Below are 14,129 nucleotides of genomic sequence, written 5' to 3'. Positions count from 1 at the left end.
CAGTCAGAATTCCTGCCAGCTGGCCTCGTTGCTGGCAGTGGTGACGACGGCGCGCGGCTTGGACGCCGGCGTGCGGCCGGCAGCGACCACTTTCGCCTTGATCGCCGAGGTGACCGCCGGGCGTGACGCCTGCTGCAGCGGTGCGGCCACATAGCCGGCGTCGGTCTTGAACACGGCCACTGCTTCGGTGAGCTGCACGGCCTGTTCTTCCAGCGAGCGCGCGGCGGCAGTGGCTTCTTCCACCAGCGCGGCGTTCTGCTGGGTGGTCTCGTCCATCTGGGTGATGGTCTGGTTGACCTGCTCAATGCCGGCCGACTGCTCCTGCGAAGCGGCGGAGATCTCGCCCATGATGTCGGTGACGCGCTGCACGCTGGCCACCACTTCGCCCATGGTCTTGCCGGCGGTGTGCACCAGTGCGGAGCCTTCGGCCACGCGCTGCACCGAGTCGTCGATGAGGTCCTTGATCTCTTTGGCGGCACCGGAGGAGCGCTGCGCGAGGGTGCGCACTTCCGAGGCGACCACTGCAAAACCGCGGCCTTGTTCACCGGCACGTGCCGCTTCCACCGCAGCGTTCAACGCCAGGATGTTGGTCTGGAAGGCAATGCCGTCGATGACGGAGATGATGTCGGCGATCTTCTTCGACGAGGCTTCGATACCGGACATGGTCTCGACGACCCTGCCGACCACTTCGCCGCCCTGCACAGCCACGCTGGCCGCACCAATGGCCAGCTGATTGGCCTGGCGCGCACCTTCGGCGTTTTGCTTGACGGTGGAGGTGAGCTCTTCCATCGAAGCTGCGGTTTCTTCCAGATTGGCGGCCTGCTGTTCGGTGCGCTGCGACAGGTCCTGGTTGCCGGCGGCAATTTCGCTGGCCGCGCCCTTGATCGACACCGCCGAGGTCTTGATGCTGCCGACAATCTCGGCCAGCTGCGTGGCGGTGGCGTTGGCGTCATCGCGCATCTGCGCGAACACGCCGCGGAACTCGCCACTCATGCGTGCGGTGAGGTCGCCGGCAGCGATCGACTGCAACAGGCTGGAGAGCGACTGCAGGTTGCCATCGGCGGTGGACATCAAGGTGTTGAGGCTGTCCACCATCACGCGGAAGTCGTACTGGAAGCGCTCGGCGTCGCCACGTGCGCTGAAGTCGCCGTTGGCGGCGGACTGCGCCAGGTGCTTGATTTCGTGGTTCATCGCAGACAGGTTGACCTTGACCTGCGCCATCGTCTCGGTGAGCACAGCCTTTTCGCCGGGCAGCTTGTCCATGTCTTCGCTGAGATCACCAATCGCATAGCGACCCATGATCTGCGCCAGGCGCATCTTCACCGCGATATGCGAGCCCACCAGATTGTTGGTGTCGTGCGCCATGCGGCCGTAGTCGCCGGGGAATGCGGAGGCATCGATGCGGAAGCTGATCTGACCATCGTCATGGCGCTTGGCCATGTCGGTCTGTGCGGTGATCAGGCTGCGCAACTGGTCCTGCATCTTGCTCATTGCTTTGAGTAGACGCCCGCTTTCGTCGGTGGCTTGCGTATCGACATCGTTATCGAGCTTGCCGCCGGCAATCGATTCGGCTGCGCGGGTGGCTCGGCTCAGCGGCTGGGTCAGGCTGCGGGTGATCAACAGGCCCAGCGCACCACTGAGCAGTACCACCAGGACGGTACCGGCGACGAGCATCTTGCGCGAGTCATCCATCGACTGCAGCGCACCGGCGGACGCGTCGGCCGCCAGCTTGTCTTGCAGGGCGATGTTCTCGTTGATCTTGTCTTGCCAGCTTTGCAGGGACGGTGCGGCCTTGGTCAGCAGCAGGGCAAGTGCTTCATCGGCATGTCCGCCCAGGCTCAGTTCGACCACCTTGTCGTTGAGCACCTTGGTCTCTGCGCGGCGGCGGTCGATCTCGTCGCGGATCGCCTGGCCCTGCGGGTTAGCCGGCATCGCGTAGAGCGTGTCACGTGCTTTGGCGTAATCGGCGCGCGCCTGCTTGAACGCGGCCAAGAACTTGACGTTCTCTTCGTCGCTGGTAGGCAGCACGATATTGCGCATCTGCATCGCAATAACGTAGTTGGCATTCACCATGTCGTTGGAGAGCCGAATCTTGGCCATGTTCGAGTTGACGATATCGTCGACAAGCACGCGCGCCGAACTCAGGCCGCGGTAACCGATAAAGGCGATGGCGCCGGAGAGCACGATCAAAATGGCAAATGCGCTGGCCAGTCGTGGGCCAACGTTGTAACGCTGCAGGAGTGCATTCATGACGAGGGTTCCGTAAGACGAAGCGAAGGGTGCGTTGCATGCGCGGACGATGGGGTCGTGACACGCTCTGCTATGTGCAGTAGCGGCCTCCGCCTGCCAGAACTGAATACCTGTGTGCCAAAAACCGCATAACTACGGTTATGCAAATGAAGCCTAAAACTGCTTTAGGAATGGCAACTTACGCCGGAAGCGTTACCAAGCGATCGCGACCGAAGCGCTGCGATGTAGATTCTGGCGAGCTCGACAAGCGCATGGAGCTCATTGCGCCGCGTTGCCGCCGGCACGAACAATCCACCGTTGCCAACGCCAGGCGCCTGAGGCGCGTGCTTGATGGAGAGTGCTCAACACGCGTGTCCCATGACGCTGCGCACTGCAGGAATGCGGCAAACCGAGCAAAAGAAAAGCCGCGCTTCCATCAGAAACGCGGCTTGGTCTTGTCAGCACTGACGTTGCGGCTGGGGCGCTTAAAACTCCGCCCAATCCGATTCGTTCGAGGTCGTCACCGCCCGCGGCGCGGCACGCACCACCGGCTTGCTCGGCTTGGCGAGGGCAGCGGCCTTGGCAGCAGGCCGGGCCACTGCGGCTTGCGCACGTACCACCGGCGTCGCACGCGTCACCGATTCAAGTTCGCTGGACAGGCGGAACAGCGCCACCGCTTCGGTGAGCTGCTGCGCCTGGTCTTCCATCGAACGTGCCGCAGCGGTGGCTTCTTCCACCAACGCTGCGTTTTGCTGCGTGGCTTCGTCCATCTGCGTCACGGTCTGGTTGACCTGCTCGATGCCGGCCGACTGTTCCTGCGAGGCGGCGGAGATCTCGCTCATGATGTCGGTCACGCGCTGCACCGAAGAGACGATGTCGCTCATGGTGGTGCCGGCCTGGTGGACCAGCGCCGAGCCTTCGGCCACCTTGCTGACCGAGTCGTCGATCAGGCCCTTGATCTCCTTGGCTGCGCCAGCCGAGCGCTGCGCCAGCGTGCGTACTTCACTCGCCACCACGGCAAAGCCGCGGCCCTGTTCGCCGGCACGCGCGGCTTCCACCGCGGCATTCAAGGCCAGGATGTTGGTCTGGAACGCGATGCCGTCGATCACGCTGATGATCTCGGCGATCTTCTTGGACGAGGTTTCGATGCCGGACATGGTGGTGACCACCTGGCCGACCACGCTGCCGCCATGCGACGCCACATCGGCCGCACCGATCGCCAGCTGATTGGCCTGGCGGGCGTGTTCGGCGTTCTGCTTGACGGTGGAGGTGAGCTCTTCCATCGAGGCGGCGGTTTCTTCCAGGTTGGCGGCCTGCTGCTCGGTGCGCTGCGACAGGTCCTGGTTACCGGCGGCGATCTCGCTGGCGGCAGTGTTGATGGTCAGCGTGGAATGCTTGATGCGGCCGACGATGTCGGTCAGGCGCTGCACGGTGGCGTTGGCGTCGTCGCGCAGACGTGCGAACACGCCGTGGAATTCGCCATCCATGCGCGCAGTGAGGTCGCCATCGGCCACGGCGCCGAGCAGCTGCGAGAGCTTGCCCAGGTTGCGGTCGCTGACTTCCATCATCGAATTCAGATCGGCCACCATCACCGCGAAGTCGTACTTGAAGCGTGCGACATCGCCACGTGCGCTGAAGTCGCCGGCCGCGGCGGCCTGTGCCAGCTGTTTGATTTCGGTGTTGATCGACAGCAGGCTGGCCTTGGCCGCGTCCATGGCTTCGTGCAGCACGGCGCGGCTGCCGGGCAGGCGGCGCGCGTCTTCGGTGAGGTCGCCCTGGGCGTACTGGTTGAGGATGCGCACCGAATCGATGATGGCGTCGAGGTGCTCGAAGATCATCGTATTGATGCCGCCGGCCAGCGTGCCGTACACGCCGGGGAAATCTTCCGGCATGCGGTGGGTGATGTCTTCGGCAGCATGCAGGTGCGACATGCGCGCGGTTTCGTCGGAGAAGCGGCGCAGCATCTGGGTCATGCGGCCGGTGGCCTCGAGCATCTGGCCGATTTCATCGTTGCTGGTCTTGCCGACCTGCACGCTCAAATCGCCACGCGAAACCGCCTGGATGGCGCCCAGCGCCTTGGACAGCGGGGTGGTGATGCTGCGGGCGATCAGCCAACCGAAGGTGACCGACAGCGCGGCCATCAGCAGCGTGCCGAGCAGCAGCACCGCACTGGTGAACTTGAACGATGCGGCGCTGGCGGTGACCATGTCGCCGAGTGCCTTGGACTGCTGCGCGTACATCTTGTCGACCGAGGCAAACAGTTCCTTGCGGATCTCGCCGGACTGCTTGCGCGAGAATTCCATTGCGGCTGCACGGTCCGGCTGCGGATACAGCTCACGCAGCTTCAGGTTGGCGGCGAAGTAGCGCGTGCTGGCATCGGCGAGCTTGGCGTATTCGGCCTTCAACGGCGAGGCGGCGCCGATCTTGGCGTCCAGCGCCTTCTGGGTTTCGGCGTACTTGGCCTGGATCTCGTCCATGCGCTTGAAGAAATACGCATAGCGCTCGGGATCGTCCAGGTTGACGAACTGGCCCACTTCGTAGACGCGGAATTCGCCCGCGAAGCCACGCAGTTCGGAGAGCCGGCTGAGCACGGGCACCACGTCCTGGTTGATCAGGGTGGTTTCCTGCTGCATCTGCTTCATGCGTGAAAAGCCGAGTCCACCCAGCAGGGCGGTCAGCACGGCACTCAGGCAGAAGGCGATCATCAGCTTGCGGCGGATCGGCCAATCGTTGAACTTGTTCATTCCTTACTCCAGGGTGTTGCGCAGAGACAATGTCCTGGTTGCTAACGGCCCGTGCCCTGGATTCTTTACGCGCGGTGCCTGAACGCTGCATCGCAGCAGATGGTCTTTCCAGGGCCAGGGACGGTGAGTCGTTGCGATGTTGTCGTTCGCCGCTTGGAGGAGCAGGGGAGGCTTGGCCTTGCCGGCAATCGAGATGTCCGCTGCTGCTGGCCGAAGCGAACGGCCAGCCAGTCAGAAGTTCTGCCACTGTTCCTTGTTGCTTTGGCATGCGGCTGACGCTTTGGCCGGCTCTGCTGCGGGTGTGCGTGCGTGCTTGACGGATGCCGATGCGCGCGCCGCCGTTGCCGGAGAGACCGCTGCGCGACGCGGCAAAGAAACAGGCGCAGTCGTCGTCGCGGTAGTGCCCAGTTTGAACACGGCCACCGCATCGCTGAGCTGGCCGGCCTGTTCTTCCATCGCACGGGCGGCGGCAGTGGCTTCTTCCACCAGGGCGGCGTTTTGCTGGGTAGCCTCGTCCATCTGGGTGACGGTGAGGTTGACCTGCTCGATCCCCGCAGACTGTTCTTGCGAGGCGGCGGAAATCTCACCCATGATGTCGGTGACGCGCTGCACGCTGGCCACGATCTCGGCCATGGTGGTGCCGGCCTGGTGCACCAGCGAGGAGCCCTGCGCCACCTTGCTCACCGAATCGTCGATCAGGTGCTTGATCTCCTTGGCTGCACCGGCCGAACGCTGGGCAAGCGTGCGCACTTCCGAGGCGACCACGGCAAACCCGCGGCCCTGTTCACCGGCACGCGCGGCTTCCACCGCCGCGTTGAGCGCCAGGATATTGGTCTGAAACGCAATGCCGTCGATGACGCTGATGATCTCGGCGATCTTCTTCGATGACACTTCGATGCCGGACATGGTGGTGACCACTTGCGCCACCACCTCGCCGCCATGCGAGGCCACGCTGGCCGCGCCGATTGCGAGCTGGTTGGCCTGGCGCGCGCTTTCTGCGTTCTGCTTGACGGTGGAAGTGAGTTCCTCCATCGAGGCGGCGGTTTCTTCCAGGTTGGCCGCCTGTTGTTCGGTGCGCTGCGACAGGTCGTTATTGCCAGCCGCGATTTCGCTGGCAGCCGCATTGATCTGCGTTGCCGAAGTCTGGATACCGGAAACGATGCCGGTGAGCTGGGCCACGGTGGCATTGGCGTCGTCGCGCATGCGCGCAAACACGCCCTGGAAGTCGCCATCCATGCGCACGGTGAGGTCGCCCTCGGCCAGCGCGCTGAGCAGGCGCGAGATGCGTTCCAGCCCTTGCGCAGTGGTGTCCACCAGGTCGTTGAGCTGGCGGCCGAATTCCAGATAGAAGCCGTGCTTGTCCTGCAGCGCCAACCGCTGAGTGAAGTCGCCCAGCAACGCCGACTGCACCAGGGCGGCCACTTCGTTTTGCACCCTTACCTCGGCGCTGACATTGCGCCACAGCAGCATGCTGCCGCTACGCCGGCCATCGCCGGCATACAGCGGGGTCATGGTGAGGTCCAGCGTCACCGGGCCGAAGATGTAGCGCTCGGAGACGGTGGCGGTGAGTTGCTGCAGGCGCTGCGTGCGCGCCTTGCCGTCGGCATCGCCGCCAAACACGTACTCCAACGGCTGGCCGACCACCGCATCGGCGCTGAAGCCGGTCTGGCCCTTGGCGTGGAAGGCGGCTTCGCCGTGCTTGAAGGAGGTGTGCAGCGCCTCGGTGATGAACACCGCAGTGTGGTGTTCGTCGGCCAGCAGCACTTCCATCTCCGAGTGCTCCAGCGCCGTGCGGATGCGCAGGTTCTCGTTGGCGATCTGGGTGTCGCGTTCGATGCGCTGGCGCAGATCGCTCTGCATGCGCTGCATGGCGCTCAACAGGCGGCCCACTTCGTCCTGGCGCTGCACGGTGATCTGGTTGTCCAGCTTGCCCGAGGCAATGGCATCGGCCACGCGTGCGGCGCCATCGAGCGGGCGCACCACCTGGCGGCGCAGCAGCGCAAACAACGCGATGCTGAGCACCAGTGCCGAGCCCAGGCCCACCAGCAGAATCGTCCACAGCAGGCGATGCGCCTGCTGCATGATCGTGGCGTACGGCACCACCACGCCCAGTGCGAAGCGTTCCTGCGCCTGGCCGATCTGCAGCGGCACATAGGCGCTCACCGCGCCGTTCTCATCAGGCACGAAATCGACCGCGTCCTTGCCGGCCTTGATGGCATCGAGCACGGCGCGATGACGCGCATCGGTAAAGGTCTTGCCGATCCGCGCAGTGTCGCGCGAGGCCAGCACAATGCCGCCCGGCGACAGCAGCTCGACATAGCCGCTGTCCATCGGGCGCAGCGCACCCAGCCGCTGCTGCAACGCGGCCAGCGCGATGTCCACGGTGACCACGCCCAGGAACGTGCCGTCTTGCTGGATCGGCGTGGACAAGGTGGTCATCAGCACGGTCTTGCCGCCGATCTGGTAGTTGTACGGTTCGGCCACGGTCTGGCGGCCAAGTTCGCGCGGCTTGAGGTTCCAGTCGCCCAGGCCCGGGGTGTCGTAATCGGTGAGCGGTTCGCGCACCAGTGACTGGCCGTCGCGTCCCCAGTAGGTCATGAAGCGGCCGCTGGCGTCGTGGCCCTTGGCGCTGACGAAGGCGCTGTCTTTCGCGTCGAAGGCCTGCGCTTCCCACAAGGTGCCCATGCCGACCCACTCGGGATGGTCCTGCAGCTGGTCGTGCACCACCGCCGCAGCGGTGTCGCGGTCGATGCTGTTGTTGGCGCGCTGCACCAGCAACGTGGTGGCCACGGACTTGCCGGTGGTCAGGGCCTGCCCCAGCTCGCTGCCGATCTGCTCGGCCTGATAGCGTGCCGCGTTCTGCATGGTGGCCTGCGCCGAGGCCGTCAACGCGCTGCTGCTTTGCCAGTAGGTGATGGCGGCAGTCAGGCCGAAACACAGCAGTGCCACCACCGCCGTCCCCAGCATCAGACGATAGGCCAGGCTGGCGCCGCGACGTGGGGAAGAGAGCGTAGAGGTCATTGGGCCGATCTGCATGGTGGGGAGAAAAGCCCGCCGTGCCGGCGGGCGTGACACGTCACTCAATAACTGGCCAGCAGGGCGTCGGTGTGCTGTGCGGCGCGTGCGCGCAGCGACGGCACGGTGGCGGTGACGCGGAACGAAGACACCGCATCGTCCAGCTGCTGCGCCTGCTGCTGCATCGCATTGGCCGCAGCGGTGGCTTCTTCCACCAGCGCCGCGTTCTGCTGGGTGCTCTCATCCATCTGGGTGATGGTGAGGTTGACCTGCTCGATGCCGGCGGACTGTTCCTGCGAGGCGGCGGAGATCTCGCCCATGATGTCGGTCACGCGCTGCACCGAAGACACGATGTCGGCCATGGTCTTGCCGGCTTGGTCGACCAGTGCCGCGCCCTGGGTGACCTTGCCCACCGAATCGTCGATGAGGTGCTTGATCTCTTTCGCTGCACCAGCCGAGCGCTGGGCAAGCGTGCGCACTTCCGAGGCGACGACCGCAAACCCACGGCCCTGTTCGCCGGCGCGCGCCGCTTCCACCGCCGCGTTCAAGGCCAGGATGTTGGTCTGGAACGCGATACCGTCGATGACGCTGATGATCTCGGCGATCTTCTTCGACGAGGTCTGGATGCCGGACATGGTGTCCACCACCTGGCTCACGACATGGCCGCCCTGCGAGGCGACACCGGCCGCGCCGATGGCCAGCTGGTTGGCCTGGCGGGCGCTTTCGGCGTTCTGCTTGACGGTGGAGGTGAGTTCCTCCATCGAGGCAGCGGTTTCTTCCAGGTTGGCGGCCTGCTGTTCGGTGCGCTGCGACAGATCGTTGTTGCCGGCGGCGATCTCGCTGGCCGAGCCGGTGATCGACTGTGCAGCCTGCTGGATACGCCCCACGATGCCTGACAACTGCAATGCGGTGGTATTGGCATCGTCACGCATGCGTGCGAACACGCCGTGGAAATCGCCTTCCATGCGCGCGGTGAGGTCGCCTTCGGCCAGTGCGGCCAGCAGCTCGGACAGCTTGCCCAGGTTGCGGTCGCTGACGTCCATCATCGCGTTGAGGTCGTTGATCATGCGCGCGGAGTCGTGCTTGAAGCGGGTTGCATCGCCACGCTGGCTGAAGTCGCCATTGGCCGCGGCCTGCGCCAGGCGCTTGATCTCGGTGTTGATCGCCAACAGGCTGGCCTTGGCCGCGTCCATGGCTTCGTGCAGCACCGCGCGGGTGCCGGGCAGGCGCGTGGCATCGCGCGACAAATCGCCCTGTGCGTATTCGTTGAGGATGCCAACCGCAGCGACGATGGCATCCAGGTGTTCGAAGATCATGGTGTTGATGCCACCGGCCAGTTCGCCGTATACGCCCGGAAAATCGGTCGGCATGCGGTGGCTGATGTCTTCGCCGGCATGCTTGTGCATCATCACCTTGGTCTGCGCGGAGAAGCGCTCCAGCGTGTGCACCATGTCGTCGGTGGCCTTGAGCATCTGGCCGATTTCGTCGTTGCCGTGCTCGGCGGTGCGCACGCTCAAATCGCCGCGTGCCACGCCCTTGATCGCGGCCAATGCGCGCGCCACCGGCTCCAGGATCGAGTTGCCGATCAGCCAGCCCACCAGCAGGTTGACCAGGACCAGCACACCGCCGGCGAAAGCCACGATGCCGGTGAATACCAGCGCCTGCGACTGGGTGTCGTCCAGGTACACGCCGGTGCCGATCACCCAGCCCCACGGCTTGTAGAGCGACGCGTAAGAGGTCTTCTGCACCGGGTCCTTTTCACCGGGCTTGGCCCAGGTGTAGTCGACATACCCGCCGCCGGCCTGCGCGGCAGTGACGAAGGCCGGGAAGATGCGCTTGCCGTCCGGGCTCAGCACATCGTTCAGCGGCTTGCCGTTGAGGTCGGGGCGGGTGGGGTGCATCAGCATCACCGGCGCCTGGTCGGTGACGTAGATGTAATCCACGCCGCCGCGCGCGCGCATGGTGGAGAGCGTCGCCAGTGCGCGGCTCTTGGCGGTGTCCACGTCCATCTCGCCCTTTTCGGCGCGTTCCTGGTAGCCGTTGACCACCGCCATGGCCATCTCGATCTGGCTCTTGAGGCCATCGCGACGGGTGTCGGTGAGATCCACGTATTGCATGCGCGCGGCGATCACCGCCAACGCAATGATGCCCAGCGCCACCAGCGCCGTCTGGGCGAGGAACTTGCGCTTGAGCGGTACGTTGGCCAGCGTTTTTGCAATCGTGGTCTTGAACGTCATGACGGGTATCCAACTAGGGAATGTGTGACAGGCTTAAGTCGAATAGCGACCAGATCGCAGAAATGTTGAGCGCGACTTGACACTCAATGTGCTAGCGCATTACGCATTCAGCGGCTGCGGGGTGCCAAACGGCCGGCGGTGCACCAATCGATTGCACGCAGCGCACTGAACGTCGGCGCCGTGGCGGCCTCGGCCCTGGGAGGTGTGCAACACACTGGGCGTCGCGTTGGCATCGCTGGGTGACCTGCGTGCTGCCGCGGGGAATGTGATGAGTGGGCAACGCAACGCACTGAACCCGGCGCGCGTTCGCGTCATCAGGCGCTGGACGACCGGTGCACGCATGCCAGGGCTGGCTACTGCAGACACTAATCTCGGAGCAGCCGTCTCGTGACGCACTGACGTCTTCGTGCGGCTGCTGCACGGCTGCTGGATTTTCAGCGAAGCCACGCGTTACCCACTTGGCAAGCAGTAGCTGCCAGTGGCGCGCGACATCTCTGACCTCCGCGTCTGATCTACGAGGCGAGGGCGATCGGCAGGGCTAAAGGTGGCGCCGCCTGCGCTTTTGTTGATCGCAAGTCCTGCCGTGTGGTCGGCAGCACTGTGAGTCCATCGCTGGTTACGCTGCGCAACCGCAACTGCACACGTGCTTCGAGTAAGCGCTGGCGTGGATCGGCAATGAGCGCTGCATGCATTGCGATGGCAGGGCCGCGCGCGATGCGCTGCGGCCTTGCCGCGACCTCAACGGCGCGGAATGCTGCTCACGCTGGCGACCGATTGCTGCAGGGTCTGCAGTTCGGTCCACAGCAGGTGCCGCGTGTCGCCGGCATAGCCCAGCGACAACGCCTGGGCAGCATGCAGATCGCCATCATGCAGGGCGCGATTGGCTTGCCGGTGTTGCGCCAGGTACTGCCCCAGTTGCTGCTGCACACGCGCGAACTGCTGCGCCTGTTCGCCGTGCGGCACGGTGGCCTGGACGTAGCCTGCGTGGCGCGCGATGCGCTGACGCAGATTGCCCAGGCGTTCGTCGTAGGCGTCGATGCGGGCTGGGTCGTGCGCGGCGGCAAGCTGTGCACGCTGCGTGTTGCGCAGTTGCACCAGGTCGATCGCCAGCGACTGCAGCGCGCCCACCGGGACGTTGTCCAGCAACACCGAGGCAGGCGCCGCCGGCGTTGCCAGTGACGGCGGCAACGACACGCAGGCCGCCAGCATGGCCACGCCGAGCGCACAGCCCAACAGGTGGTGCGCAGAACGAATGGACTTGGTGGTGTGCATGCAGGCTTCCTCGACGTGGTGTGGGCCAGACAGCCCTCATTGCTGTCTGTATCGGCCGCAGGAGGGTGTGCTTGATCACCTTTCGACCAACGGCAGGGTCAAGGACTACCGGCTGCCGGGGCGCGGACCATCGTCCGGTGGCCGCCACATAGCAAAACGCCCCGACAGGATCGGGGCGTTTTGAGCTGCGCTGACACTCCCGTCCTGGCGACGGCCAGGCAGTTGCGCGGTTACCGCTTAGAACTCGTGCCAGCTCGAGTCGCCAGCCGAAGCCGTTACGGCGGCCACCGGACGTGCGGCAGCTCGCGGCTTGGCAGATGCGGGCTTTGTGCTCGCAGCCTGCTTGCTGGCCGGCGCCTTGCCGGCAACACGCGTGGCCGTGGGCAGGCTGGCAACCGCCACCGGTGCACTCTGCTGCTGCAGCTTGAAGATCGACACCGCATCGGACAACTGGCCGGCCTGTTCTTCCATCGAACGCGCAGCCGCAGTGGCTTCTTCGACCAAAGCGGCGTTTTGCTGGGTGGCTTCGTCCATCTGGGTGACGGTGAGGTTGACCTGCTCGATGCCGGACGACTGCTCCTGCGAGGCGGCGGAGATCTCGCCCATGATGTCGGTCACACGCTGCACGCTGGCGACGATCTCGGCCATGGTGGTACCGGCCTGGTCCACCAGCACCGAGCCTTCGGCCACCTTGCTCACCGAATCGTCGATCAACTCCTTGATCTCCTTCGCCGCGCCGGCCGAGCGCTGGGCCAGGGTGCGCACCTCGCTGGCCACCACCGCAAAGCCGCGGCCCTGATCGCCGGCACGCGCCGCTTCCACGGCCGCATTCAAGGCCAGGATATTGGTCTGGAACGCAATGCCGTCGATGACGCTGATGATCTCGGCAATCTTCTTCGAAGAGCCCTGGATGTCGGCCATGGTGGTGACCACCTTGGCGACGACTTCGCCACCTTGCGAGGCCACGGCCGCGGCGCCGATGGCGAGCTGATTGGCCTGGCTGGCGTGCTCGGCGTTCTGCTTCACCGTGGAAGTGAGTTCTTCCATCGAGGCGGCGGTTTCTTCCAGATTGGCGGCTTGCTGCTCGGTGCGCTGCGACAGGTCGTTATTGCCGGCAGCGATTTCGCCGGCAGCGGTGTCGATCGCGCTGGTAGCCAGCTGGATACGCCCGACGATGGCGGACAACTGTTCGGTGGTGGCATTGGCGTTGTCGCGCATCTGCGCGAACACGCCGTGGAACTGGCCGTGCATGCGCTCTGTCAGATCGCCGGCGGCAATGGCTTGCAGCACCTTGGACAACGCACCGAGGTTGCCATCGGCAGTGGCCATCAACTGGTTAAGGCTTTCCACCATCGCCAGAAAATCATGCTGAAACCGCTGCGTGTCGCCGCGTACGCTGAAGTCGCCATTGGCGGCCGCCTGCGCGAGTAGCTGGATCTGGCTGTTCATCGCCGAGAGGTTGCGCTTGACCGCATCCATGGTGTCGCTGAGCACGGCCTTCTCGCCGGGCAGGCGGTCCATGTCCTGGCTCATGTCGCCGATGGCATAGCGCGACATGATCTGCGCCAGTTTCATCTTGACTTCGATATGCGAAGCGACCAGTGCATTGGTATCGCGCACCATGCTGCCGTACTCGCCGGGAAACGCCGCCTGATCCATGCGGAAGCTGATCTGGCCGGCGTCGTGCCGGCGCGCCATGTCCTGCTGCGCGGCTGCTACCGCCTTGAGCTGATCCTGCATGCCGCGCATGCTGGTCAACAATTGGCCAGGTTCGTCGCCCGGTTGCAGGCCGATCGGGTTATCCAGCTTGCCGTGCGCGATGGCCTCGGCCACCTGCGTGGCCTGCTTGAGCGGACGCACCAGGCTGCGCGAAATCAGCCACGCCAACGCGGCGGCCAGGCCGGCCGCGAGCAGGCCGAAGGCGATCAATGCACGGTTTGCCAGCGCAACGCTGCTCAAAATGGTGTCGGCACCGGCGGCATTCTGCTGGTTCTGCAATTCCACCGCGGAGGCAATCGCCTTGGAGCGACGCTCAAGCAATGGCTGCGCCTGGCCGCTGAGCAGCCGCTTTGCACCCTCCAGGTCGCCAGCGCGCACCAGGTCGAGCAGGCGGCCGTTGGTGGCGCGTGCAGCGGTGAGGCTGTCTTCGATGGCCTGCCGTGCGCGCATGCCGTCGCTGTTGGTTGGTAGTTGTTTCAACGCCGCCCACAGCTGCGCGTAATGTGCGCGATTGGCCTTGAGCTGCGCATCGACGGCCGGCAGCTGTTGCGGGCTTGCCAGCATAAAGTCGCGCAGATAACGCTCGCCGAGCATGTTGCTCTCGCGCATTTGGTTGAGCAGCGCCGCCTTGCGGTTATTGACTTCGACGATGATCGCGACCTGGTGTTTGACAGTCTTGAACTCGTACAGCGCCAGGGTGGTGGAGCCGGCAAGTAAGACGATCAGCAACGCGAATGCCGACGCCAGGCGTCGCCCGACGGTCATGGAATGCAGAAATTTCATGGTGTTTCTCTAAGGGAAGGGTGAAAAGAGATACACCGGTAGCGTTCGCCAGCTGAAATTCTGAAGCGTCTTGCTGCAGTGCAGCATGCTTGCGTTCATGGTTTCACTTCGGCAAGGCAAGCGTTGCCGA

6 protein-coding genes are annotated in these 14,129 nt (G+C 64.6%); all 6 read right to left on the bottom strand.

Features of this window, described 5'->3' with window-relative positions:
• Positions 1-3: 3 nt before the first annotated feature.
• The 6 genes from ACCQ09_RS11740 to ACCQ09_RS11715 all read right to left on the bottom strand — a co-directional run bounded on the left by ACCQ09_RS11740 (position 4) and on the right by ACCQ09_RS11715 (position 13,999).
• Positions 4-2,250: a methyl-accepting chemotaxis protein gene (locus ACCQ09_RS11740; protein ID WP_040941358.1), complete on the bottom strand. Its 2,247-nt coding sequence runs from the start codon at positions 2,248-2,250 to the stop codon at positions 4-6.
• Positions 2,251-2,714: 464 nt separating this feature from the next.
• Positions 2,715-4,973 (bottom strand): methyl-accepting chemotaxis protein, encoded by a 2,259-nt coding sequence (locus tag ACCQ09_RS11735; protein ID WP_040941357.1) that lies wholly within the window; start codon positions 4,971-4,973, stop codon positions 2,715-2,717.
• A gap of 231 nt (positions 4,974-5,204) precedes the next feature.
• Positions 5,205-7,994 (bottom strand): methyl-accepting chemotaxis protein, encoded by a 2,790-nt coding sequence (locus tag ACCQ09_RS11730; RefSeq protein WP_040941356.1) that lies wholly within the window; start codon positions 7,992-7,994, stop codon positions 5,205-5,207.
• Between the two features lie 59 nt (positions 7,995-8,053).
• The gene (locus tag ACCQ09_RS11725) at positions 8,054-10,225 is read right to left on the bottom strand and encodes a methyl-accepting chemotaxis protein (protein ID WP_040941355.1); all 2,172 of its coding nucleotides are present in this window, start codon (positions 10,223-10,225) and stop codon (positions 8,054-8,056) included.
• A gap of 738 nt (positions 10,226-10,963) precedes the next feature.
• Entirely contained in the window at positions 10,964-11,497 is a 534-nt protein-coding gene (locus ACCQ09_RS11720) for an MCP four helix bundle domain-containing protein (protein WP_040941354.1), read from the bottom strand.
• Between the two features lie 237 nt (positions 11,498-11,734).
• A complete protein-coding gene (locus tag ACCQ09_RS11715; protein ID WP_047677145.1) occupies positions 11,735-13,999 on the bottom strand; it encodes a methyl-accepting chemotaxis protein in 2,265 nt (754 codons plus the stop codon).
• Positions 14,000-14,129: the final 130 nt, after the last annotated feature.

Source organism: Xanthomonas sp. NCPPB 2586 (assembly GCF_041475775.2).
GTDB classification, from domain to species: domain Bacteria; phylum Pseudomonadota; class Gammaproteobacteria; order Xanthomonadales; family Xanthomonadaceae; genus Xanthomonas; species Xanthomonas campestris.
The sequence above is the reverse complement of the archived record's forward strand: the minus strand, read 5'-3'. Positions and strand labels throughout refer to the sequence as shown.

Coding starts and splice junctions, on each gene's coding strand:
- ACCQ09_RS11740 (WP_040941358.1), bottom strand. CDS start 2,250: ATGAATGCACTCCTGCAGCGTTACAACGTTGGCCCACGACTGGCCAGC.
- ACCQ09_RS11735 (WP_040941357.1), bottom strand. CDS start 4,973: ATGAACAAGTTCAACGATTGGCCGATCCGCCGCAAGCTGATGATCGCC.
- ACCQ09_RS11730 (WP_040941356.1), bottom strand. CDS start 7,994: ATGACCTCTACGCTCTCTTCCCCACGTCGCGGCGCCAGCCTGGCCTAT.
- ACCQ09_RS11725 (WP_040941355.1), bottom strand. CDS start 10,225: ATGACGTTCAAGACCACGATTGCAAAAACGCTGGCCAACGTACCGCTC.
- ACCQ09_RS11720 (WP_040941354.1), bottom strand. CDS start 11,497: ATGCACACCACCAAGTCCATTCGTTCTGCGCACCACCTGTTGGGCTGT.
- ACCQ09_RS11715 (WP_047677145.1), bottom strand. CDS start 13,999: ATGAAATTTCTGCATTCCATGACCGTCGGGCGACGCCTGGCGTCGGCA.